The 22,117-nt window shown below is 42.4% G+C and carries 23 protein-coding genes; 14 read left to right on the plus strand and 9 right to left on the minus strand.

The genetic code is table 11. The features are described from left to right. The first annotated feature begins 29 nt into the window (after positions 1-29). Complete coding sequence (locus tag HWQ41_RS13175) at positions 30-938, plus strand: MoxR family ATPase (RefSeq protein WP_292763372.1); 909 nt, start codon at positions 30-32, stop codon at positions 936-938. 191 nt (positions 939-1,129) lie between these two features. On the opposite strand, the gene HWQ41_RS13180 is transcribed toward HWQ41_RS13175, so the two are convergent. Further along, complete coding sequence (locus tag HWQ41_RS13180) at positions 1,130-1,444, minus strand: hypothetical protein (RefSeq protein ID WP_292763349.1); 315 nt, start codon at positions 1,442-1,444, stop codon at positions 1,130-1,132. 24 nt (positions 1,445-1,468) lie between these two features. Here HWQ41_RS13180 and HWQ41_RS13185 point away from each other — a divergent pair, with 24 nt between their 5' ends. From HWQ41_RS13185 to HWQ41_RS13220, 8 genes are all read left to right on the plus strand, one after another. After that, positions 1,469-1,726, plus strand: coding sequence for a hypothetical protein (locus HWQ41_RS13185; RefSeq protein WP_251956221.1), 258 nt, complete (start codon positions 1,469-1,471; stop codon positions 1,724-1,726). Further along, positions 1,716-1,856, plus strand: a complete 141-nt coding sequence (locus HWQ41_RS13190) for a hypothetical protein (protein ID WP_292763350.1) — start codon at positions 1,716-1,718, stop codon at positions 1,854-1,856. The genes HWQ41_RS13185 and HWQ41_RS13190 overlap by 11 nt, the downstream gene beginning before the upstream one ends. A gap of 363 nt (positions 1,857-2,219) precedes the next feature. Then, on the plus strand, positions 2,220-2,807 hold the full coding sequence (locus tag HWQ41_RS13195) for a cytochrome C (RefSeq protein ID WP_292763351.1): 588 nt from the start codon (positions 2,220-2,222) through the stop codon (positions 2,805-2,807). Positions 2,808-2,842: 35 nt separating this feature from the next. Then, positions 2,843-2,998 carry a hypothetical protein gene (locus HWQ41_RS13200; RefSeq protein ID WP_292763352.1) on the plus strand — a complete coding sequence of 52 codons (156 nt, stop codon included), beginning with the start codon at positions 2,843-2,845 and terminating at the stop codon, positions 2,996-2,998. 405 nt (positions 2,999-3,403) lie between these two features. Next, positions 3,404-6,196: a preprotein translocase subunit SecA gene (gene secA / locus HWQ41_RS13205; RefSeq protein ID WP_292763353.1), complete on the plus strand. Its 2,793-nt coding sequence runs from the start codon at positions 3,404-3,406 to the stop codon at positions 6,194-6,196. 104 nt (positions 6,197-6,300) lie between these two features. Beyond that, positions 6,301-6,759: an aspartyl protease family protein gene (locus HWQ41_RS13210; protein WP_292763373.1), complete on the plus strand. Its 459-nt coding sequence runs from the start codon at positions 6,301-6,303 to the stop codon at positions 6,757-6,759. Positions 6,760-6,803: 44 nt separating this feature from the next. Next, entirely contained in the window at positions 6,804-7,058 is a 255-nt protein-coding gene (locus tag HWQ41_RS13215; RefSeq protein WP_292763354.1) for a UPF0175 family protein, read from the plus strand. A gap of 221 nt (positions 7,059-7,279) precedes the next feature. Further along, on the plus strand, positions 7,280-7,435 hold the full coding sequence (locus tag HWQ41_RS13220) for a hypothetical protein (protein WP_292763355.1): 156 nt from the start codon (positions 7,280-7,282) through the stop codon (positions 7,433-7,435). Positions 7,436-7,444: 9 nt separating this feature from the next. Here HWQ41_RS13220 and pstB read toward each other — a convergent pair whose 3' ends face one another. The 4 genes from pstB to pstS form a co-directional block, all read right to left on the minus strand. After that, on the minus strand, positions 7,445-8,251 hold the full coding sequence (gene pstB / locus HWQ41_RS13225) for a phosphate ABC transporter ATP-binding protein PstB (RefSeq protein WP_292763356.1): 807 nt from the start codon (positions 8,249-8,251) through the stop codon (positions 7,445-7,447). 58 nt (positions 8,252-8,309) lie between these two features. Next, on the minus strand, positions 8,310-9,191 hold the full coding sequence (gene pstA / locus HWQ41_RS13230) for a phosphate ABC transporter permease PstA (protein WP_292763357.1): 882 nt from the start codon (positions 9,189-9,191) through the stop codon (positions 8,310-8,312). A 19-nt stretch (positions 9,192-9,210) separates the two neighbouring features. Beyond that, on the minus strand, positions 9,211-10,161 hold the full coding sequence (pstC, locus tag HWQ41_RS13235; RefSeq protein ID WP_292763358.1) for a phosphate ABC transporter permease subunit PstC: 951 nt from the start codon (positions 10,159-10,161) through the stop codon (positions 9,211-9,213). Between the two features lie 170 nt (positions 10,162-10,331). Next, positions 10,332-11,513, minus strand: a complete 1,182-nt coding sequence (gene pstS / locus HWQ41_RS13240; RefSeq protein WP_292763359.1) for a phosphate ABC transporter substrate-binding protein PstS — start codon at positions 11,511-11,513, stop codon at positions 10,332-10,334. A 790-nt stretch (positions 11,514-12,303) separates the two neighbouring features. Between pstS and HWQ41_RS13245 the strand changes: the two genes are divergently transcribed. Together HWQ41_RS13245 and lspA are read left to right on the plus strand one after the other, a co-directional pair. Then, entirely contained in the window at positions 12,304-12,891 is a 588-nt protein-coding gene (locus tag HWQ41_RS13245) for a biotin transporter BioY (protein WP_292763360.1), read from the plus strand. Positions 12,892-13,011: 120 nt separating this feature from the next. Further along, positions 13,012-13,488 (plus strand): signal peptidase II, encoded by a 477-nt coding sequence (gene lspA, locus HWQ41_RS13250; RefSeq protein ID WP_292763374.1) that lies wholly within the window; start codon positions 13,012-13,014, stop codon positions 13,486-13,488. A gap of 418 nt (positions 13,489-13,906) precedes the next feature. On the opposite strand, the gene HWQ41_RS13255 is transcribed toward lspA, so the two are convergent. Next, positions 13,907-14,599 carry a hypothetical protein gene (locus HWQ41_RS13255; RefSeq protein ID WP_292763361.1) on the minus strand — a complete coding sequence of 231 codons (693 nt, stop codon included), beginning with the start codon at positions 14,597-14,599 and terminating at the stop codon, positions 13,907-13,909. 434 nt (positions 14,600-15,033) lie between these two features. On the opposite strand from HWQ41_RS13255, the gene HWQ41_RS13260 reads away from it, so the two are divergent. From HWQ41_RS13260 to HWQ41_RS13270, 3 genes are all read left to right on the plus strand, one after another. Further along, positions 15,034-17,301 (plus strand): transglycosylase domain-containing protein, encoded by a 2,268-nt coding sequence (locus HWQ41_RS13260; protein ID WP_292763363.1) that lies wholly within the window; start codon positions 15,034-15,036, stop codon positions 17,299-17,301. A 94-nt stretch (positions 17,302-17,395) separates the two neighbouring features. Beyond that, the gene (locus HWQ41_RS13265; RefSeq protein ID WP_292763365.1) at positions 17,396-18,178 is read left to right on the plus strand and encodes a PDDEXK nuclease domain-containing protein; all 783 of its coding nucleotides are present in this window, start codon (positions 17,396-17,398) and stop codon (positions 18,176-18,178) included. Between the two features lie 79 nt (positions 18,179-18,257). Continuing rightward, a complete protein-coding gene (locus HWQ41_RS13270) occupies positions 18,258-18,869 on the plus strand; it encodes a hypothetical protein (protein ID WP_292763367.1) in 612 nt (203 codons plus the stop codon). Positions 18,870-18,975: 106 nt separating this feature from the next. Here HWQ41_RS13270 and HWQ41_RS13275 read toward each other — a convergent pair whose 3' ends face one another. The 3 genes from HWQ41_RS13275 to HWQ41_RS13285 all read right to left on the minus strand — a co-directional run bounded on the left by HWQ41_RS13275 (position 18,976) and on the right by HWQ41_RS13285 (position 21,805). Further along, positions 18,976-20,643, minus strand: a complete 1,668-nt coding sequence (locus HWQ41_RS13275) for a hypothetical protein (RefSeq protein ID WP_292763369.1) — start codon at positions 20,641-20,643, stop codon at positions 18,976-18,978. Between the two features lie 3 nt (positions 20,644-20,646). After that, positions 20,647-21,225 carry a hypothetical protein gene (locus tag HWQ41_RS13280; protein WP_292763370.1) on the minus strand — a complete coding sequence of 193 codons (579 nt, stop codon included), beginning with the start codon at positions 21,223-21,225 and terminating at the stop codon, positions 20,647-20,649. 190 nt (positions 21,226-21,415) lie between these two features. Further along, positions 21,416-21,805, minus strand: coding sequence for a tyrosine-type recombinase/integrase (locus HWQ41_RS13285; RefSeq protein WP_292763371.1), 390 nt, complete (start codon positions 21,803-21,805; stop codon positions 21,416-21,418). Positions 21,806-22,117: the final 312 nt, after the last annotated feature.

Genomic DNA, 22,117 nt, shown 5'->3' on the forward strand with positions numbered 1-22,117 from the left:
CATCCCCCACTCCCCACTCCCCACAACGCATGAGAGAAAAAATCGACGCTTTAACACAAAATCTAGCTCTTACTATCGTTGGCAAAAGCGAGGCAATACGCTTAGTGCTAGTAGCCCTGCTAGGTGGTGGTCATGCCCTCCTAGAAGATGTCCCTGGTGTTGGTAAAACCCTGCTCGCTAAATCCCTAGCTCGTTCAGTCGATGGCAAGTTTCAACGGCTACAATGTACCCCCGATTTACTGCCAACTGACATTACTGGCACCAACATCTGGAACCCAAAAAGCGGCGAATTTACTTTTCTTCCTGGGCCAGTCTTTGCTAATGTGCTGTTAACTGACGAAATCAACCGCGCTACACCCCGCACTCAGTCAGCTTTACTGGAAGTTATGGAAGAACATCAGGTAACAGTCGATGGTGTCTCTCGCGCAGTTCCCCAGCCGTTTTTTGTCATTGCCACTCAAAACCCTATCGAGTATCAAGGTACTTTTCCCCTGCCGGAAGCGCAAATGGATCGGTTTATGTTATCGCTGAGTTTGGGCTATCCTTCGGAGGCAGAAGAACTCCTGATGCTGCAAAACCTCCAAAATGGTGTGAAGGTTGCTGATTTGCAGCCTTGTATTACCTTGGCAGAAGTACAGGAATTGCGTTACCTCTGCTCTCAAGTAAAAGTGGCAACTTCCTTGCAACAGTACATCCTTGAGTTGGTGCGGGCAACACGGCAAGATGAGGAAATCGCCCTTGGTGTCAGTCCGCGTGGTACATTAGCATTACAACGGGCTGCCAAAGCGCTAGCTTTTCTATTAGGGCGTGATTATGCTATTCCCGATGATGTGAAATTTCTCGTCCCTCACGTTCTTTGCCATCGCCTTATTCCTAGAGGGGGACGCAATGCTAGAACTGTTGTTGAGCGATTATTGCGATCGGTTTCTATTCCTTAATGTCAGAGTGAATCTAAACTTTAGATTCTTTATCCTGCTTCAATTTGTGCGTGTTAAAGTGAGTTCGATGTCTCTCAAATTTTGTGCTTGTTCTCTTAGTCATGTTCTACTTTATTAAGTACATTCATTCACAAAATGTACACTATTTGGAAATGTCATAAATGACCGACAAGAGCCATGTTAACACTGAGCTAATACAGGGTCAGGTGATATTTTTCTACCAGTGTAGACAATATTGAACGGGCAAGAGAGCCACTATAGTTCCTGTCAGTCAACCATTTTTTACCTTTATCTGAGATGACACAGTTGCCACTTAATGGACTCTTGTCGTTGATAACTTTCAATAATGCCAAATCTGATAATTCTCTCACTACCTGCGAAATATATTCATGATCAGCTAGTGGTTCACCTGTTAACATCATTAAGCGGTCGAGCTTGTACCAGTGAACTCCTTCATCACCTTTTAGATCAAGAAGTTCAAGAATGAGAGCATAATCCTTTTCCATAGATTCTAATGAAGTAGACAACAGATGAAAGCGATCGAAGTTACCGGCAGGATTGACTCTCAAGGAAACCTAGTTTTAGATGAGCCGATTCAGGGAAGCACTTATCCTCATCAGGTTCGGGTAATTGTGTTGGTTCCAGAACCAGCAGAAGCAGAAGAGGTTGACCCTGATGATACACCCATTGAGGAGATTAAAGCTAGCTTGAGAAGAGCCTTGCAGCAAGCAAAAGCTGGTCAACGCCTACCATTATCCGAAATGTGGGAGGGAATCGATGCCGAATGAACAGCCATTGGTATTAATCGATTTAACTCCTGAATATAAACAAAACTTGCGCGACCTTTCTAAGAGATTTCGCAATATTCGCTCTGATGTTCAAGCGATTATTGAGCAATTACAACATTGGTGTAAATGAAATCCGAGATATTGTGGCTAATTTTTCTGGTGAGTCAGGTTAAACCAATTCGCAATGACGCTCGCGGACTCGCTACCGCTACGAAGAGAGCAATTACGTTTTGTGACGGGGATTTAGCTTAGGCTTCAATTCGCACTGCTTAAGAAGCTCTTTACTTAAACCCCCAAACTTTTGTTAAAGCTGCCAGAATACTTTTCCTTGTCTAGTCAGTGGTACGCTGAATAGACATTTATATTACTGTTGTGGATATGAAAGATGCGTTGCTTGCCAAAACTACTTACGCAAAATCTGAAACACTGCCAATACTCCGTAAGTCTTATGATTAGCACAAGCGCCACTTTTAAATATCTGGGAATGTGAGGAATGTCAATTTTTGTTAAGCGCAAAATCCGCGATGCCTACGGCGGGCTACGCCAACGCCAAGGGCTACAGCAAACAGCCGAACGTGAATTCAAACGCCAATTTTTCGGTTTACTCCTGGTAATTGTTACATGGAGCCTAGCTATGGGCTGGCTTCTAGCCTTAGCAACTAACGCCCAAAGTGCTACTCCCTCCGCCGAAATTGGCACTGTTGACATAGTGCCTGCACAGTACCAACTAGGGCAAGAACTGTATTTAGAAAACTGCTCCACATGCCACATCGGCTTACCACCAGCAGTTTTGCCCACTCAAACTTGGAAAAATCTTTTGCAAGACTCGCAGCACTACGGCGCACAACTCAAGCCTTTAGTCGATCCGCCACGCATCTTGGTGTGGAAATATCTTTCGACTTTCTCCCGTGTGCAGTTAGACGATGAAGAAACACCCTATCGCCTCAACAACTCGCGTTATTTCAAAGCTTTGCATCCAGGAGTTAAGTTACCACGTCCCGTCCAGCTTGGCAGTTGTGTCAGCTGTCATCCCAGTGCTAGTGATTACAATTTCCGCCGTCTGACAGCAGAGTGGAAGTGAAGAGTTAGAAGTTAGGAGTGAGAAGTTAGGAGTTATTGGCAAATACTTTTTCCACGCCACAGATTATCGATGAAGTTAAAAAAGTAAAACTACCGTCCCACAAAGGTTTCAACGATAGCGATCGCATTGTGAAAAAAATCGATAAAGTCGATCTCAGAGAAAATCAAGCTTTTTGTAACCCACGGAGGTGAGTAAAGCCTCGTGTAGACGAGGTTTCTAACCGCCCTATTAACGTTAAGTTGACACGCATGGCATTGCCGTGCCCCTACCAACGTATTTGTATCATTATTATTAAAGTGAAACGGTATTAGGAATTGAAAAATTCATAACTCCTAACTCCTAACTCCTAACTCTATTCTCCCACTCCCCCTCTGGCCTCATCTGGGGGCAAAATGATACTATGAAGAAGGAGTAAATATAAGATAAGAGTTAAAACCAATCATTTAAGAAACTGATTACCTAGTTTATCTCCTGTTTTTGAGTTAATTCTCATTTCACACCCATCCACAACCAAGACGGTTGGGTTGGGTTAAATGTTTATAATCAATGCCGAACCTTTAATTCCCATCCCCCTTGATTCAGTTCTATAATCTGCCATGCTAAAACTTTTGTTGGGCGACCCCAACGCTCGTAAGCTTAAAAAATACCAACCCTCTGTTACTGAAATTAACCTTTTAGAGGAAGAAATTAAGGTTCTTTCCGATGATGAGTTAAAAGGTAAAACCGCCGAATTTAAACAACGGGTTGCCAAAGGCGAAACTCTGGATGACCTATTGCCAGAAGCTTACGCCGTTGTCCGGGAAGCAGGACGGCGAGTCTTAGGCTTGCGGCACTTTGATGTTCAACTCCTTGGCGGGATCATTTTGCATATAGGGCAAATTGCCGAAATGAAAACCGGCGAGGGTAAAACATTAGTCGCCACCTTGCCGAGTTATCTGAATGCCCTCACTGGTAAAGGTGTACACGTCATCACCGTGAACGATTACCTGGCTCGTCGGGATGCGGAATGGATGGGGCAGGTGCATCGATTCTTGGGGCTGAGTGTGGGGCTAATCCAGGCAAGCATGACTCCCAGCGAACGCCAGAAAAATTACGACTGCGATATTACCTATGTCACCAATAGTGAGATCGGGTTTGACTACCTGCGGGATAATATGGCGACATCAATGGCAGATGTGGTGCAACGCCCGTTCAATTATTGTGTGATTGACGAGGTAGACTCGATTTTAATTGATGAAGCGCGGACACCACTGATTATTTCTGGGCAGGTGGAAAGACCTACAGAGAAGTATCTGCAAGCTGCTGAAATCGCCTTCACACTCAAAAAAGACGAGCATTACGATGTGGATGAAAAAGCTCGTAACGTCCTATTGACAGATGAAGGCTTTGCTGAATCGGAAAATCTTTTGGGAGTCACAGATTTATTTGACCCGGAAGATCCTTGGGCGCACTTCGTTTTCAATGCGATTAAAGCCAAAGAACTTTTTCTCAAGGACGTAAATTACATCGTCCGCAATGGGGAAGTGGTAATTGTGGATGAATTTACCGGTCGGGTGCTACCCGGACGGCGTTGGAGTGATGGACTACACCAGGCTATTGAAGCCAAAGAACACGAAGAAATTCAGCCAGAAACTCAAACTCTAGCGACAATTACTTATCAAAATATGTTTTTGCTGTATCCAAAACTGGGTGGAATGACCGGAACGGCAAAAACGGAAGAACCAGAATTTGAAAAAATTTACAAACTGGAAGTCGCGGTAATTCCCACCAATCAAGCCAGAAGACGCGAAGACTTGTCTGATATGGTCTTTAAGACAGAACCGGGCAAGTGGGGTGCGATCGCCAAAGAATGTGCCGAAATGCACGAACTCGGCAGACCTGTATTAGTAGGAACCACTAGTGTAGAAAAATCCGAACTTCTCAGCCGACTGCTGAAGCAGCTGGAGATTCCCCACGAATTACTCAACGCGCGACCGGAAAACGTCGAGCGTGAAGCGGAAATCGTCGCCCAAGCCGGACGCAAAGGTGCTGTTACCATTGCTACTAATATGGCTGGTAGAGGTACTGATATTATCCTGGGTGGTAACTCCGAATACATGGCGCGTTTGAAGCTGCGGGAATACTTCATGCCCCGAATCGTCATGCCAGAAGATGAAGACAGCTTTGGCGTGCAAAGACCAGCCGGATTACCAACAGGACACGGGAGTGGTCAAGGTTTTGCCCCTGGTAAAAAAGTCAAAACTTGGCGGGCTTCGCCAGAAATTTTCCCCACCCAGTTGACAAAAGAAACAGAAAAACTGCTTAAAGAAGCAGTAGAAATTGCGGTGCGTGAATATGGCGATCGCAGTTTACCGGAATTGGAAGCAGAAGACAAGGTAGCGATCGCCGCAGAAAAAGCTCCCATCGACGACCCCGTGATTCAGAAATTGCGGTCAGCATATAACCGGATTAAGCAGGAATACGAGCAATTTACTACCCGCGAACATAATGAGGTAGTGGAAATCGGTGGTTTGCACGTAATTGGTACAGAACGCCATGAATCGCGGCGGATTGACAACCAGTTGCGCGGACGTGCAGGACGACAAGGCGACCCTGGAACAACCAGATTCTTCCTCAGTTTAGAAGATAACCTACTGCGGATTTTTGGTGGCGAGCGGGTTGCTGGGTTAATGAATGCCTTCCAAGTGGAAGAAGATATGCCCATCGAATCTGGGATGCTTACCCGTAGTTTGGAAGGCGCACAGAAAAAAGTTGAAACCTACTACTACGATATTCGGAAGCAGGTGTTTGAGTATGACGAGGTGATGAATAATCAACGTCGTGCTATTTATGCCGAACGCCGCCGAGTGCTAGAAGGTCAAGATTTGAAAGAACAGGTAATTAAGTACGCTGAAAAAACGATGGATGACATCGTTGACTACTATATCAACGTAGACTTGCCTTCGGAAGAGTGGGAGTTAGAAAAGTTGGTTGAGAAAGTCAAAGAATTCGTCTATCTGCTAGCGGATTTGCAGCCAAATCAATTAGAGGATATGTCGGTTACTGAGATTAAAGCCTTCCTCCATGAACAGGTGCGAATTGCTTACGACCTCAAAGAAGCGCAGATTGACCAAGTTCAACCCGGACTGATGCGCCAAGCTGAACGCTTTTTTATCTTGCAACGCATTGATACCCTGTGGCGGGAACACTTGCAACAAATGGATGCTTTGCGCGAATCGGTAGGATTACGCGGTTACGGGCAAAAAGACCCGTTGATTGAGTATAAGAGTGAGGGTTACGAACTCTTCTTGGATATGATGGTTAACATTCGCCGAGATGTGGTGTACTCATTGTTCATGTTCCAGCCACAGCCGCAGCAGATGATGCAGCCTTCGTCTGAGATGGTGTAAGTAGAGAATATCTCATGCAGAGACGCAGAGGCGCAGAGGCGTTTTTGCGTCTTTGTGTTTTAAGGCATCTCTCAAAAATATTTTGGTTTCAGGAGTTTGCTGAAATGGGTAAGCTGGTACTGCCAAATCTTCAAGGTAAGCAAATGGGGCAAGTAATAGTTACCCTCACTGTCACGAATCGAATTGATCAAGTTTTGGCACAGCGAGGCTTTATTTCTTCGGGGGAAGTTCGTTCTTATATTCTGGATAATGTTTTAGTTGATACGGGTGCAACTTTGCTGTGTTTACCTGCTAGCATTATTAGTCAACTAGGTTTAGTCCAAGGTGGAGAAGCCCAGGTAGAGACTGCTGCTGGAGTGCAGCAGGGGCGAATTTTCCGAGATGTTGAACTTAGTATTGCAGAGCGTCAAGGAACCTTTGATTGTTTGGAACTCACAGAAGTACCATATGCCCTTTTGGGTGTAACACCAATGGAAGTTTTAGGGTTAGAACCAGACCTTAAAAATCGGAAGTTGCGGGTTTTACCGATGAATTCTGAGCAAACTTATCTGAGTGTATTGTAAACAGTCGTATATTTGATGCTACAAGTAAAACGTTGTTTTTGGTTATGAGTCAATTTGTGAGTTCAATTAACCTACAATTATCTCCCGATTCCATAAGTCAAGGTGAGCAGGCTATTCGTCAGGAAATTGCCTTGCAGTTATACGACCAAAATATTTTTACTTTTGGTCAAGCACGCCGCTTGGCTAATCTATCTGTATGGGAATTTCAGCAACTTTTAGGGCAACAAAAAATTCCACGCCATTATACTGAAATGGATTTAGCAGATGATATTGAGCCAATTAAAACAGGTTCTTGGTAGTTGTGACAGTGAGGGTGCGGAATGTGGGTTGTACTATTTGACCGATATTTTGTTGATGTGTGACAGTTGGGGTGCGGAATGTGGGATGGAATGCCTACTATGTAGTTATCACAAGACCTACAGGGAGATAATTAATAGCAAGGCAAGCCAACGCTAGTACTGCGCTATGTGTCGCTCTATTGTAGAGTGGGTATATTGCCCGCCCAGCCAATGCAAGTCTGATGTTAAACAGCTTAATTATTGCTTTTCTTGACCAAGAAACAGCCATAATTGATCATGCGATCGCCAATCTTAGCGAACAAATAAAAAAAACTAGAGGAATATCGCACAGCTTTAATTTCCGAGTATCCCTCATTGCTCTAACATCTACAATGTGAAATATTTATTTATCCAAATTTGCCGCTGACATAATCTCGCGTCTCTTCCTGCTGAGGATTGTTGAAAATTACTTCTGTTAAGTCGTACTCTACCATGTACCCGTTACGACCTCCTGTGTCTGAAGTCCGAACATTAAAAAAGGCTGTCTTATCAGAAACCCGCGCTGCTTGCTGCATATTATGGGTGACAATGACGATAGTATATTGCTCTTTAAGTTCGTGAATCAGTTCTTCAACCCGCAAGGTAGAAATGGGGTCAAGAGCGGAGCAAGGTTCATCCATCAGTATAATTTCAGGTTGTACTGCGATCGCTCGAGCAATACATAACCGCTGTTGTTGTCCACCGGATAAAGACGAGCCACTTTGCCGTAGTTTATCTTTGACTTCATCCCACAAAGCCGCTTTTCTGAGACTGCTTTCTACCAATTCATCCAAATTACCTTTGTAGCCGTTGATTTTGGCTCCAAAAGTAATATTGTCATAAATTGATTTGGGAAATGGGTTTGGTCTTTGAAACACCATCCCAATTCTCCGACGCACTTCTACAGGGTCGATGTCGGATGCATACAAGTTTTTATCGTAAAAAAGTATTTTACCTTCTGCCCGAAATGACTCAATCAGGTCATTGAGGCGATTATAGCATCGCAGTAACGTGCTTTTACCACAACCAGAAGGGCCGATAAAGGCTGTTACCTGATTTTTTGGTATATCTAGCCAAATATTCTGTAAGGCTAAAAACTTGCCGTAGTAAACGTTGAGGTTTTCGGTGCGTAAAACGGTTTGAGTGTCATTCACTGTGCTAATCTTAGTAGCCATAAATTAAGTCTAGTGTTAGTTTTAGCGATGGGGTTATGCACTGTGGATGGTATGTTTACTAAGCTTTTTGACGAGTTGCCCAGCGAGCGATGATACTTGTGATTAGAACCATCAATACCAAAATCAAAGATGCTGCCCAAGCTAGTGATTGCCAATTTTTAAACGGAGAAATAGCATATTTGTAAACCAAAACAGCAAGGGAAGCTGTTGGTTGGAATAAGCTATCGGGCCAAAAGTTAGAAAACAAAGCGGTAAACAGTAAAGGTGCGGTTTCTCCAGATGCTCTGGCGATCGCTAGCGTTGCCCCAGTTACAATTGCTGGTAAAGCTGCTGGTAAGACTACTTGACTCACTGTTTGAAAGTTAGTCGCTCCTAACCCTGCCGATGCTTGTCGCAAATCTTGCGATACTAACTGCAAGGCTTCATCAGTAGTTCGCAGAATAATTGGCAACATCAAAATTGCCAGTGCAAACCCTCCACCGAGAGCGGAATATGATCCTAAGTTCAACTTTACCAGTGTCAAAACTACAATGCCATAGGCAAATACCCCAGCAATAATTGAGGGGACTCCACTAAGGACGTTAGCCGCAAAACGCACCCATCTGGCTACATTAGACGAACTAAATTCTGTGATGTAAATTGCCCCCAAAACTCCAAACGGGATGCTAATCAAGGCAGCAATTCCTACCATCAGCAGCGTGCCTAAGATTGCATTACCAAAGCCTCCTCCCTTTTGTAGAGCTTTGGGTGGCAGTTCAACAAACACGGCCAGATTCAGACTGCTAAAGCCTTTAATAATCACGTAAGAGAGTACTGCTAATAAAGGTAAAAGTGCCAATACTCCGCAGGTAAATGCGACTACGGTCATCACCGTATTAAACAGTGTCCTACCAGACGTGGGGGAGCGAGTTAAACTGCGCTCTGGAAAATTAGAAGTCATAATTTAACCCAAAACTAAGCTATATTCGCTTGACTCTCAGAACGATCAACTCGGCTAGAATATTGACTACCAGTGTCAAGAAAAATAGAACTAAAGCAGCATACATTAAAGCCGCAACTTGCAAACCACTAGCTTCTGAGAATTGATTTGCCAGTAGAGAAGAAATCGTATTGGCTGGTGCTAACAGAGAAATACTGATGTTGTTGGAATTGCCAATTAACATCGTTACAGCCATTGTTTCTCCCATTGCCCGGCCCAGTCCCAGCATCACAGCACTAACTATGCCCGAAAAAGCTGCTGGGATGAGAACTTGCAAAATCGTTTCCCAGCGCGTTGCTCCTAGTCCTATAGAGGCTTGGCGCAAGCTGGGGGGTATAGAAATCAAGGCATCGCGGGATAAGGCGGTGATGATGGGCAAAGTCATAATCGCTAATATAACTCCCGCCGGCAACATTCCTGGCCCTGTAGGAGAAGTGCTAAAAAATGGCAGCCAGCCAAAGTAACTATTGAGCCATTTTCCCAAACTGGTTAATATTGGCACTAAAACAAAAATACCCCACACCCCATAGACAACGCTGGGAATAGCTGCCAGCAGTTCTACTGCGAAAACCAGTACCAGCCTCAGTTTAGAGGGCAAAAAATCCTCGCTCAGTACAACAGCGGTACCAACCCCAATTGGTACTGCTATCAGCAGACCAATAAAAGAACTCAAGAGAGTTCCATAAATTTGAGGTAGCACCCCGTAGCTATCATTAACTGGGTTCCAAGTGGTGTTGGCTAAAAAGCTAACACCAAACTTTTGAATGGCAGGCCAAGCGCCAATTGCAACCTGTGACCCAATCCATAATAAAGTGGCAGCAACCCCAAAGGCGAAAATTTTAGTCAGCCAAATAAAACCCCGATCTAGGGACTTTTCTACGTCAGAGCGATTTTTCATCGCTGATGACAGATTTTGAGAATTTGTAGTCATGAATACCGACTTTAACAATTAAATCAGACAAAAATGTGTGAGGCAACCAGATTAGTCAAATTGTCGTTTCATCATCTATTTAAACTGATACATTAGTAACTCCGTGTTCCCAGTTACTAATGTCCATAAAACGACCAGTTCATTAATTATTGATTAGGGATATTTGATGCTTATTTGCTAGCGCTACTACTAGTGCCAACAGAGATTTTGTACTCTGGACTGATTTGGTCAGCAGCAGCAGCTACCTTGGTGATTACATTTTGGGGTAGAGGAACATACCCTAGTGCAGTAGCCTGCTTTTGACCTTCAGTTAAAGCGTATTCGATCGCGGCTTCAATTGCCTTAGCTTTTCCCGCATTGGGATATTTCTTGTAAGCCAAAATCCAGGTGTAAGTGACTATGGGATAGGAATCAGCCCCTTCTGGATCGGAAATGAAGACGCGGAGATCTGGCGGTAGAGCTACTGATTCCAGAGTTTTAGAGGCTGACTCTTCACTAGCTACAATAAACTTACCGCCTTTGTTTTCCAAAGCAGCAAACTTGAGACTGTTTTGTTTGGCATAGCCGTACTCGACATAACCAATAGAACCTTGAGTTTGTTGGATTTGAGCGGTTACACCCTCGTTACCCTTAGCACCTACTCCCGTAGGCCAGTTGACAGTTTTGCCTTCGCCAACTTTACTCTTCCACTCCGGGCTAATAGCGCTGAGGTGTTTTGTAAATACACCCGTGGTTCCGCTACCATCAGAACGATAAACAACTGTAATCGCATCTTTAGGAAGCTTTGCACCTGGGTTAGCCTTGGCAATTTGGGGATCATCCCAAGACTTGATTTTGCCCAGTAGAATGTCCGCGTAAACGACCCGTGGTAGCTTGAGTTCTGGGACATCTGGCAAGTTGTAAGCCAGCACGATACTACCAGCAGTCACAGGCAGTAAAATAACGCCCTTATCCGGTGGCACTTTCTGGATTTCTTCATCCTTCATCGCAACATCGCTGGCACCAAAGTCTACAGTACCTTTGATAAATTGCTCAACTCCAGCACCGCTACCAACTGATGCATAGTCAACTTGGAGATTTGGATATTTTTTGTTTAAATCCGTGAACCAGGTGTCATACAGTGGTGCCGGAAAAGACGCACCAGCCCCGGTTAACTTTACGGTTCCGCCAAGGTCTAATTTAGCTGGGCTAGAGGCAGTAGTATCTGTAGCAGTGCCAGAAGGCGTATCCTTGGTGGCTGTACTATCTGGGGTTTGCTGTCCGCCACAAGCTGCGAGGCTGATTGTCAGTGCTAACACTGAAATTGAACCTGTGAGGCGATGAGTTTTTATTACACTAAGACGTGAGAGCATCGCTATCAATTTTTTAGTAATTTTCCAGGTGAGCGTTTCTAAGATACCCCTAAAGGACAACGATCCAGATTAACAATAGGTTAATAAAGCAAAAAAATGCTTGTTTTTTTTGATGAAGAGCAAACCCTTATTTCTAGTTTTGCTTGATAAATTTTATACTTTCATCTGGATTGAAGTTATAAATAGTACCACAACAAGATGCTTGCACGTATGTACAAAACTTTATTCTTAGTGTAGTTTCGTTGCTCAAGTCATCAAAAAAGTATGTCAATAGATGAGAAAGCGTGGTAAAATTAAAGGCTTATAAATTTGGGAGCTTATGGAAGACTGTTTCTGCTTACCACCCGAAGCACACCTGAAGCAAATAACTAAACAATCGCATCTAGGCAGTGAAATTATTGTTATAGAAAGCAGCGGAAGAGAAATAGGAAATTGCTTATTTATGGAGAAGAAGCGGAGCGATCGCTTAAAAAAAGTGAATTAAGGAAATATTTTAAGCACTTTATAGCCAATGTAGGCAATGCTCTGAAAAATTAGTACAAATACTAAGCTCAATGATATTGATTTTACCATATTTTAGGTCACATACCAGAATCAGAACACACCTCAGTCAATAAAATCAGACAATAGACACCTAAGCCGCAATTCGCAGAACTGAAAAATGACATACCAAAAAGGCAAAAGAAAATATGCTAGTTCTTAAGATGTCAGCACAAATTTCATTTCAATATTAATGAATATACTGGTTGCTGTTGGTTTTTCCTTTTGCTTTTCCTTGGTTGCCTGATAAATGTTTGCTGCTTCTAATCAATTATTATGGTCTATGATTGGCTTACTCCTAACAATGGGTGGCACTTTCCTAGAAGCTTATGGCATCACCTTACCTTGGAGTTGGAGTAAGCACGGAATTCAGACTTTTTCTTTAGGAGTCAGTTTTCAAATTGGCGCAGTGCTGCTGGTGGGTTGTTTAGGGGGCAAAAATGCCGGTGCGCTCTCGCAAATTGCCTATTTAGTCATGGGATTAACCTTATTACCTGTATTTGCCGATGGTGGCGGTATTGGTTATGTTAAGCTATCTCAGTTTGGCTATCTACTAGGCTTTATTCCTGGAGCTTGGATTTGTGGATTGTTCGCTTTTAAAGCTAGACCTCGACTAGAAACTCTCGCCTTTAGTTGCATCTGTGGCTTGTTAACTCTCCACATATGCGGTATTACTTATTTGATTATTAGCTATATTTTTCAGTGGAAAGGCACAGAAAACCTACCCTTAATGCAAGCAATCCTCAGATACTCCTGGTTTGCACTACCAGGGCAACTAACTGTGGTCTGTGCAGTTACTGTAATAGCATATGTATTGCGTCACTTAATGTTTTATTAGTTCATTGTCCTTTGTCATTTGTCAAAAGCTCATGACCAATGACCAAGACCAATGACCAATGACCAATGACCAAGACCAATGACCAATGACCAATGACCAATGACCAATGACCAATTCGCCATGCGTTTAAAAAATCGCCTTTTCTGGATTGCTGCCTTCATAGCTTTTTTCTTAGACCAAATAACAAAATACTGGGTGGTGCAAACCTTTAGCTTGGGGCAGACACTACCACTATTACCTGGGATATTTCACTTCACCTATGTCACTAATACTGGTGCCGCTTTTAGTCTGTTAAGTGGGAAAGTAGAGTGGTTGCGCTGGCTATCTTTAGGAGTGAGTTTAGTATTGATAGCGTTGGCGTTGTTTGGGCCAACGTTAAGTTTGTGGGATCAGTTGGGCTATGGCTTGATTTTAGGTGGAGCTATGGGCAATGGTATTGATCGCTTTATTTTAGGCTATGTCGTTGATTTTCTTGATTTTCGCCTGATTAACTTTGCTGTATTTAATGTGGCAGATTCATTTATTAGTATCGGTATTGTTTGCCTGTTAATTGCTTCCTTTCAAAAAACACCGACTTCAACTGGCAGGTCGCATTGATTCTGAATACAGAATACAGAATTCAGAATTCAGAATCAATTAGTGGGGGGTCTGAATCCCCCACTGTAAACCACCAAATTTTCTTGTTTTGTATGGTGTTTCACCGTTTATTCAGACGCGACGCTCGAATACTCGCTACCGCTGCGCTATCCGCCAGTTACACAGAATTCAATTCTGAATTCTGACGAGTGACGCCTTTATTCTGATTGTTAAACTATTAAGCCTGGGATGATTAATCCCAGGCTATTGATTGCTGAAACCCTTGCTCAGTCATATATTGCGAAGACTTGATTTATACGGTTCGAGCAATTTTTATTTTTCATCTTAACACCAGTTCGCATAACTGGTGCAAGAGGTCAAGATGCACCGGCGATCGCTGATGGCAAACTACTGTTGAGATTATGCCTCAGCTTTTAATTTAATTACCTGTGCTGCCAGGAGTTTTTGGCGAACTAGAGCCTGGAGTACTGGGAGAGCTACCGGGTTCGATACTGCTACCAGGAGTGCCAGGAGTTCCAGGTTGTTCAGGTGAGGTTGAGCTTCCTGGTTCGGTAGTGCTGCTAGGAGCGCCAGGTTGTTCAGGTGAGGTTGAGCTTCCTGGTGCTGGAGTTAAGTTGCTAGGAGCGCCAGGTTCAGGTGAGGTTGAGCTTCCTGGTGCTGGAGTTAAGTTGCTAGGAGCGCCAGGTTCAGGGGGGGTAACGCCTCCTGGTGCTGGAGTTAAGTTGTGAGGAGCACCAGGTTCAGGTGGGGTAACGCTTCCTGGTGCTGGAGTGCTTTCGGGAGTGCCAGATCCAGGTGGGGTAACGCTTCCTGGTGCTGGAGTGCTTTCGGGAGTGGTGGTGCTGCTATTGGGCGTGCTTTCTGCTGGTACCGTAGTGCTACTAGGAGCGCTAGGGGTGGCTGCTGTGCCGCCGGAACAGCGAGAGTTGAGCGGAAAATACTCGCACAGAATTTTCATCCCTTCTGGCGACATCTTGATTTCCGTTGGTGCACTAGTGGAGTCGCTACTGGATTGGGCTATGGGGGATTTACTGGATTGACCTACAGCAATGTTAGCGGTGAGCGCCAAAGATAGAGCTGTACCAATCATGGTCAGAGATTTTCCGATCATTCTAAAATTAACCTCAACGGAACACTCGCCCCATTAAAACAGACAATTAGATTTAGAAAATCTTCCTAAATGAAGATATTTAGGTTTGTTTCAGAATATGCGGATATGTAAAATTGGTAAAAATTAAATATGTTGTTTATTGATAATTAGTGTTTAAAAGTACAAAAGCAAAAATTATGGTTGTAGTTATTGAACTAGTAATAGTAGATAAAATCAGCCTTTGAGAATGGATAAAAAATTTGTGTCTCTGTAAATTAGGTGACTAAAATCACAAATTGGTTCTAGTTATAATTTAATTTTAAGTATAAATTGGAGCAAAAAATTCCGTATAGCCAATTTATGCTTTGGCTTATGAGTAAAATGATGAAAGACTAACATCTAAATTGATTGTAATTCGCCCGATTCTTCACTAAAAACTGTGATGTGAATAGCCGATGAGTTCTCCCCAACCCCCTCACAAGCCACAAACGTTACTAGGTCAACTGACTCAAGCAGTACATACGATTCAAGCTAGGGTCGATTTTTCCAAATTGGCGCTCAAGCCTAATGCCAAAGTACCGGAACTTTGGGTGCAGGATGCGGGGGCGGATAAAGCAGAGGTATATCCACTGTTGGGCGATCGCTATATTCTAGGTCGTAGCTCTAAATCCAGCGATATCGTCATCCGTAACCCTGTTGTCAGCCAAATTCACCTGTCGCTATCGCGGAATTCTACTCAACGCACACCAGTTTTCGTGATCAAAGACGAAAACTCCACCAATGGCATTTATCGGGGCAAGCGTCGTGTTAGTTCCCTGGAACTGCGTCACGGCGATATTCTCACTCTGGGGCCGCCAGAACTCGCCGCTTCTGTGCGGTTGCAATACGTCGATCCACCAGCCTGGTATGTGAAAGCTGCAAGTTGGACAGCTTATGGGGTTGGTGGTGCCAGTGCGCTGTTAGCGTTAGTGATTGGCGTCGAATGGCTGAAATTTACAGTTAAACCTCTACCTACAGCTACACGCGCTCCAGTGGTTGTTTATGCTCGTGATGGAGCCACTCCCCTGAGAGAGCCTCGGACTACCTCTCATGTAGACATGAAGCGTTTAGAGGAATTTGGCCCTTATTTGCCTGCTGCGGTGGTGGCTTCCGAGGATAGTCGTTATTACTGGCACTTTGGGGTTGACCCTCTAGGGATTTTACGAGCGGTGTTGATCAATAGCCGCAGCGGAGATGTGCAACAAGGAGCCAGCACTGTTACCCAGCAAGTTGCCCGCAGTTTGTTCCGCGAGTATGTAGGTAGACAAGATACCCTTGGACGCAAATTGCGGGAGGCAATTGTCGCCCTGAAGCTAGAAACGTTTTACAGCAAAGATGATATTTTGCTGATGTACTTAAATCGGGTTTTTTTGGGGGGAGATACCTCTGGCTTTGAGGATGCATCCCGATATTACTTTGAGAAGTCGGCTAAAGAATTAACTTTGGCAGAAGCAGCAACATTGGTAGGAATTCTACCAGCCCCCAACGGCTTCGATTTTTGTGGGGATAGTCACAATAAGCTAGAAGCTGCTGAATACCGCAATCGCGTGATTAAGCGATTGCTAGAGATGGGCAAAATTAAACCTGAGGATGCGAACCGAGCCAGACGCTCCACCGTCCAAGTTAGCCCTAAAGTCTGCGAACAGCAAGCTAAGACGATCGCTCCTTATTTTTACAGTTACGTCTTCTCTGAACTGGAATCAATTTTGGGGCAGGGAGCCGCAAGAGAAGGAAACTATATTATTGAAACCCAGCTTGATCCAGCGTACCAGACTCAGGCAGAAGCAGCGTTGCGGAATTCAGTCAATAACGGTGGCACAAATTTTAATTATTCTCAAGGGGCGTTAGTCACCCTTGACTCCAGCACTGGTAGCATCCTGGCAATGGTGGGCGGCACTGATTACAAAAAAAGTCAGTTCAATCGTGCTGTCCAAGCCAAAAGACAACCAGGTTCCACCTTCAAAATCTTTACTTACACCGCCGCTATTGAACAGGGAATTTCAGCATCCAAGAGTTATTCTTGCGCCCCTTTAACTTGGCAAGGCTTCACCTACAAACCCTGTCGTTCAAGTGCTGGTAGTTTAGATATTGCCACCGGGCTGGCTCTTTCAGAAAATCCTATCGCCTTGGGAGTTGCCAAAGAAATTGGGCTGGATAAAGTGGTGGCGATGGCGCAGCGTTTGGGGATAAAATCATCCCTCGATCCAGTTCCTGGCTTGGTACTGGGTCAAAGCGTGGTCAATGTTTTGGAAATGACTGGTGCTTTTGGCGCTATTGGCAATCGTGGTGTGTCGAATCCTCCCCATGCCATTAACCGAATTTTAGACAGTGGTGATTGCCGCGATCGCAATGATATCAAAACCTGCCGTGTAATCTACTCCTTCGACCAAGATCCAGATGCCAACAAACGAGTGCTGGCAAATGGTGTCGCCGATGAGATGACTAGTTTGATGCGCGGCGTAATCACAAGAGGTACTGGTCGTAGTGCTGCCATTGGATTGGGGGAAGCTGGTAAAACTGGCACGACTGATAAAAACGTTGACTTATGGTTCATCGGTTTTATCCCCAATCGGCGGCTTGTAACTGGTGTTTGGCTGGGAAACGACAATAATTCCCCTACATCTGGCAGCAGCGCTCAAGCAGCTCAGTTGTGGGGTAATTATATGCGGCGGATTACAAGGTAAAAAATGGGCATTGGGGATGGTAACTATTGATCAATAAATGATCAATGGACTTTTGTGAAAAGCTAGCTAATGAAATTTGGCGTGTTGTTAAAGGATGGGACAGAGTGATTTAGCGGTTAATGATGGTTCATATCAGCAGTTGTTAGATCGCATTGGTGAGTGTTTGGCGTTGGGGCGACAACGGGCTTTTGAGCAGGTTAATTCAGTTTTAGTAGAAACTTACTGGCAGATTGGGCGTTATATTGTCGAGTTTGAGCAAGCGGGCAAGGAACGGGCAGAATATGGCAGTAAGTTGTTACAGGTGCTTTCACGAGATTTGAAAGCGGCGTATGGTAAGGGGTTTAGCCGTTCTAATTTGCAGTATATGCGTCTGTTTTATTTGAACTATGAGAATTGCCAAACACTGTCTGGCAAATTGAGTTGGTCGCACTATACGGAGCTTTTAGCTATTTCGGATGATTTGGCGCGGTCATTTTATGAGCAGCAGTGCATCCAAGATCGCTGGAGTGTGCGGGAGTTGAAACGCCAGAAGGATTCGGCTTTGTTTGAACGGGTGGCGTTGAGTAAGGATCGGGCGGAGATTTTGGCACTGGCTAAGGATGGGCAACGGATCGAGTCGGCGCGGGATGTGGTCAAAGATCCTTATGTGTTCGAGTTTTTGGATTTACCAGACCGCAATTATCGTGAGAGTGAGTTAGAAAATCGTTTAATTGCTGAGTTGGAGAAATTTCTACTTGAGTTGGGCAAGGGGTTTGCATTTATTGGGCAGCAATACCGAATTACGTTAAACAACACGCATTTTTTTGTGGATTTGGTGTTTTATCAACACTCTTACTCACACGGAGATCATGTTTATGGACTTAATGCTTTCTGTTAGCCTGTGTAAGACTACTTGTAAGACGATTTGACAACATTCGACTAAACTTAGTAATCAATAACAGAGCAAAGATTCTACTGTGCAATATATCCAAGACAATCTGGCAGGTTTTTCGTTCTTTATATCTCTACTAGCTCTTGTGGCTACGTGGTTTAATTTTTGGAACTCAAGAAAATCATTCTTGGCTTCTAACTATCCAAAACTTAAAGGAGAACTATATTTTTTAAATCATTATAAATTGCCGATTTTTAATATTTGCAATGAAAGCGATAAGATTACAGCTAATGATATTAGTATCGAAATTAATATTATAAATTGCTTTGATTTTAAAGTATTTAAATGTAAATGGTTTCTCTATTCTTATGAAAAGTTAGCGCGACTTAAACCTCTTGAAAGTTTTGTTAAATCTGATTTATCTCTTGATGACTTCCAGCTATGGTTAAAAGACCGAGGTTATGAACCATCACCACCTTATTCAGTTGAAAAACAAAGTATTATGTCTTGTATTTCTCTAGAAAAATCTTACAGCATTAGACTGACTGTAAGCTATATATCCAATGTATTTGGTGCTAATAGAGTTTGCAAGATTAAAAAAGTATTTAAGTTGATTTCATGTTTAAATTCTGAGGCTATTGAACCTAAAGAGAAGTTTTATTGGAAACTATCATGTAAGCGATTTATGTTCTTCTAGCACTTTTAGGTGTAATGTCGTCAAACTACCTTTAGCCGATATCGACCACAGGTGATTGCCTGTGGCAAGTGTGCAAACATGGAGCCGCAAGTGCATTAGTTGCTTTCTAAAAGTAAATCTCTTGTGTGTCTAGTTTATCCTGCAATTTTGTTTTTACACTCGGTGTAAATTTTAAGTCAGATGACATAGTATCTAAAGTTATGTATGGTCGGCGCTTGATGAGTTTATCAATAGTAACCTGTCTAATAGCAGTGCCTTTAAAAACAGCCGTCAATTCATGCTTAGTTGCAGTGTTAATATTAATTGGATTTTTTAAGAGAATTTTGTCTGATTTTATAAAATGAATATTTCTAAGCTCTAACTTTCTTTGTAAAAGAGGCGGAGAACAAGGAGCAATCATGAAAGCTAGATCATGGGGCGTTCCATCGGAATTAGATGGATTAAATTTAACATCATCTAACCATTGGGTAAATGTATTGAAATGACTACCTAGCATCTCATAGTTCTTAGCTTCACCAAAAGCTCTAGCAACAACCTTGTGATTATGTAGTAATTCTACATAGCAGTCAAAGGCATGACCTACTATTACAGTAGTAGTTGAAACATTTGACAAAGTGTACGCTGTTTTACTTAAAAATTTAGCCCACTGTTGTTTGCATTCTGCCTCAACTAAATTACGAGCATCTCCTTCAAAAACCTGCTCAGGTGCTTCTTGGAAGTATTTTTCATGAATTTCTAGAATGGCGTTACCATAGTTTCGACAGAATTCCCTTAATGTATTAGTAGAACTTATCGAAATATTTTTTATTTCTTGCCATGCTTGCTTAAAGTTTTTATAACCGCTATAAGCTCCTTCAATCCGATTTTCAATCTTTTCTCTAATTATTTCAAATTCATTGCTGTACCCCTTGTTTAAATTGATAACTGAATCACCAATAAGACTTTTAAATGCAGAATCTTCTGCTATAAAATTTCCTACATTATCAGAAGTACCTAATAAATACATCAACAAACGAATTTTTGAGCTAAATACTTGAAAAGCTCTTCGTATTAATTGCTTTACTGCTAATCTAGTGTCTTGAATTTCCTTGGGGTAATTTGCTAAAGCATCTAACTCATCTACAAGGTAGACAAAACTGAATCTAGGGTCTACTTGGGAAATTTTGGAGATGACATTAAAAAAGAATTTTTCTTTTTCACCCACATTTTTAGTAATATACTTTTGAAATCTGCTACAAAATAGCATTGCGTCTTCTGTAGTTTTTAATTGAGAAACTTCATTAGTTTCCAAGTAATCACTTAGAATTTTTTCCGCTACGATCCTAACTGAATCTAATAAATTATGATTGTGTAACAACTCAAAAAAGGTATAAGCCAAAATATAACAGTAAAAATTGTTATAAAAATCAGGGTAAAACGGTATGTCAGAAAGCTGAAATTGAACAACTATTGAATGATTTAAAAAAGACGATTTTGTTTTAGTTAATTCATTTAAATAAATTAAAAGCGAAGTCTTTCCACTACCAGCTGAGGCAGCAACAAATCTAAAAGTAAAAAAACCATCATCAAAGGTATGCTTGAGATCGTCTTCAAGTAGCTCAGTTATGTTAGCTATTTGCCGTCCAGATAAACTTCGCGCTGTTGAACCTTCTCCGTCACTTCCTGGTTGTCTAATAACACGTTCAATTCTAATATCTTCAATGAATCCAGCTCCTGACTTAACTTGTTGAAGAAAGCTTTTTATATATCTCTTTTTTCCTGCATCTTCTGGCATTGTTTATTCAGCCCATTGAATTAATTCTTCATTCTTTTCGGTAACAGTAAAAATTTTACCGTCTGACTTCAGTCTCTCAAAATATTTATCTGACACTGTTTGTGAGATTGGGTGATTTTCATGAAATTTTTGGCGAATAACTCGACTATAAATAGCTACAACACCAAGCAATTCTTGGCGTTTCCTTTCTTCAAAATAAAGTGCCTTAAATTTTTCTACATAAATATCAAAGTCTATATCTTCAATATTTGATGAAGAATTACCAGAATCAGAAGATACTTGTTGAAGATACTCTATAAATATATTTATAACTTTAGGCCCTTTCACAGAGTCAAATCGATATTTAGTTGTTTGAAGGTTTGAAACTAATATTTTCTTACCTAAAGTGGTAAGTGAAAGCCGATTTTTTTTAGGTGATTCAATTAATTTCTGCTCAATTAGAGCTTCATAACTCTGTTCTGCTTCTTTTTGTAGCTCTTTAGAAAGGTAAGACTTCACAACACTTTTAGTTACTGTATCCCCATTTGAATAAGCTTGAGCGTAAAGCAAATAAAGTAGTTGTACTATTGAAAGTTGACTCATAAATACTTTGACCTTCTCAATTTCATTATGAGAAAAGATAATTAATTTTGGTTTGAAGATTGATTCTTAAAAACAGAGCTATTTAACATATTACCCAACAATATATATTATTTTTAACATAGTCATCAGTATAATTACCATTGGTACACATTTAAAAGCGCTATATTTGTTGTTCTCATACCCCATATTTTTACATATCACCCCAATCAAAATTCAGGAAACGTCGAGCATTCAGCTTGGTATATTTTTCTGTGTGTTTGATATCGCGGTGTCCGAGGAAGTCTTGGATTTCCCTAGTGTTGTAACCCTGATTCACCAGATAGTAACCGCAGGCATGGCGCATCATGTGACAGTGAACTTTGATATCAAGCCCCGCCTGTGCCGCCAGTCGCCCAAGCAGCTTTCGCACCGCATCAGTAGACATCACCTCACCGCGCTCAGAAACGAAAATGTATTTGCTCTCAGGCAACATCTCTCTAAGTTCTTTGAGCAAAACTAATTCATCATCTCTCAAGGGATGCACCCCTGAATCGCTGCCCTTTTCCCTGGTGATGAGAATCGGGGTATGAGTAGCATTCACGCAGAAAACCGGGTTAAAAGATATTACATAAGCAATACAAGCATTTTTAGAAGCTGAAACCCTTATTTTATCGTTGAGTAGTGACTCGACGATGAGCAGAGCGTCAATGACCTTGGTTATCAGGAGAATCTTTATCTAATAAGGCTTTTAAGCTTAACTCGGTTTTCTGTTCCGATGATACTCATACACCGGAATAGGGAATAGAGAATTGGGAATAGCAGCAACTTAATTCTCTTCCCCATTCCCCATGCCCCTCAGGAGTGCTGAGTTAGGAGTTATTTTTCTCCCTCATCCCCCTCATCCCCCTCATCT

The organism is Nostoc sp. NOS(2021), assembly GCF_017115025.1.
Lineage (GTDB): Bacteria > Cyanobacteriota > Cyanobacteriia > Cyanobacteriales > Nostocaceae > Nostoc.